The sequence below is a fragment of the Pseudomonas sp. 2VD genome, from assembly GCF_005503585.1.
GTDB lineage: Bacteria > Pseudomonadota > Gammaproteobacteria > Pseudomonadales > Pseudomonadaceae > Pseudomonas > Pseudomonas aeruginosa.
In genome coordinates this window covers 1-1,792 of the sequence record NZ_SCND01000612.1, presented here as the reverse complement: position 1 = coordinate 1,792, position 1,792 = coordinate 1, and the positions used below count along the sequence as shown (strand labels likewise).

The window sequence follows — 1,792 nt, the reverse complement described above, 5'->3', positions numbered from 1 at the left end:
TGTGTATAAGAGGCAGGGTCATCAGGGTGTACGGGATGGAAACGGGGATCATCACGCCGGTATCGCCCATCGTCAGCTGGTACTGCTCCGGACGGGCACCGATGCCCTCGGCCCAGGCTTTGACCAGGAACGGCGCTGGCTGGTGGAAGACGAAATAATCGATGTCATCGCTGCCCAGGCCGGCCTTTTCCAACGCCCGGCGCATCGCGATCGGCACGTTGGTCGGGACGAAGCTGGCCATCTTGTTCTGGCCGTCGCTGAACAACGAGAAATACAGCCGCGGCTTGGCCTCGCCGGTCGGGTTTTCCGGCAGGCGCCAGCGACCGGTGGCCACTTCATAGAACGTGGCGTCGCTGTGTTCGGCCGAAGCCAGCAGATCGCAGCTGTCGTCGTCGCCGCGGGTCAGCAGGGCCACCGCGCAGCCATCGGCGAACAGGGTCGAGGTACGCGAGGTGAAGTCGAGCAGGTTGGAGATGTACTCGCTGCACACCACCAGCACTTTCTCGGCCTTGCCCTGGCGGATCATGCTCGCTGCCAGGCGCAGGTTGAGCAGGAAGCTGGCGCACTCCATCTGCGAATCCAATGGCAGCGCCCGGCTCAGGCCGAGCTGCTTGGACAGCACGTTGGCCATGCGCGGATAGAGACGCCCGCGCAGGTCCGGCAGGACATCGCCGGCGTCGGTCATGATCGGCGAGGAAGCCGAACAGATCAGCATGTCCACGCTATCCGGCGCGGTATCGCTGCTGCGCAGCAGGCGCTCGGCGGCCCGGACCACCAGGCTGAACTCGTTCTCACCGTTCCGCGGGTCGAAATAGCCCCGCCGATTGACGCCCCAGAATTGCCACCAGGACTCGCTGAGGTCCGGTACCGCAGCGAACACCGGATCGTCGTTTTCGTAGCTGCGAGCCGGAAGTTCACAGGTGATCGCTGCCAGTTTGACCTTATGCATGAGCTTCTTCCGCCAGTTCCAGGGTCACGCCCTCCACCACCATGCCGAACGGATCGAAGCTGATGAGCAGCAGTTCATCCAGACGGTCGCGCTGTGCCGCGCGCAGTTGCGACGCCAGCTCGAACGGCCCCAGGCAACGACCATCGGGCCGTCCCTGGCCGAACCATTCCTCGCGCACCCAGTTCAGTTGCGGGAAGTCCCCGGCCAGACGGGTGAATCCGGCGCGTACCGCTTCGGGCAATCCAGGTTGGGCCGGCAGGTTGAGGTGCCCCTTGACGTCGCCTACCTGGCGAATATCGGTATTCAGCGGAATGCTCAGCGGCAGCCATTCCTGCGCCGGATCACCGCCCAGCGCACCGCGACGGAACGCGGCCTTGCCGGTCGGCCGGCAGAGCAGCGCCAGGGCGCCGTCGGCAAGGGCGAAGCCGGACTCGCTGTCCACTTCCAATCCCTGGCTGGATTCGCCGCGCACGACCAGGACGTTGCGATAGCCCTGGTCGCTGGCGAGGGTATCGACCACGTAGAGGGCGCGAGCCAGGCTCGAGTCGGTGAGGTCGAAGACATGCGCGCGATTCGCGCCGAGGACCTTCTGCAACGGATGGCCGATCTTCGGCGCCATGATGTCGCGGTTCTCGATCAGATGGTCGGGAGACAGGGCGAGGCCGACGATCAGGTCGATCTCCTCGGGCTTGACCGCCGCCTCGTCCAGGGCTTCGCGAACCGCCGGCAGCAAGCGCTGCATCAGCATCTCGTCGCCCTGGGCGCGAGGGCGTTCGCCTCCCAGCGGCCCCTCCAGACACACATAGGATGGGGGCAGGTTCACCCCCACAGCCTGAATCAACA

At 65.3% G+C, this 1,792-nt stretch carries 2 protein-coding genes; both read right to left on the bottom strand.

Annotation, left to right across the window (positions count from 1 at the left end):
* Positions 1–949: 2-heptyl-4(1H)-quinolone synthase subunit PqsC (gene pqsC, locus FFS27_RS32395; protein WP_137952534.1), on the bottom strand; the 949-nt coding region annotated here is incomplete at its 3' end.
* Positions 942–1,790: a 2-heptyl-4(1H)-quinolone synthase subunit PqsB gene (gene pqsB / locus FFS27_RS32390; RefSeq protein ID WP_256659887.1), complete on the bottom strand. Its 849-nt coding sequence runs from the start codon at positions 1,788–1,790 to the stop codon at positions 942–944. The genes pqsC and pqsB, both read right to left, overlap by 8 nt.
* Positions 1,791–1,792 lie beyond the last annotated feature (2 nt).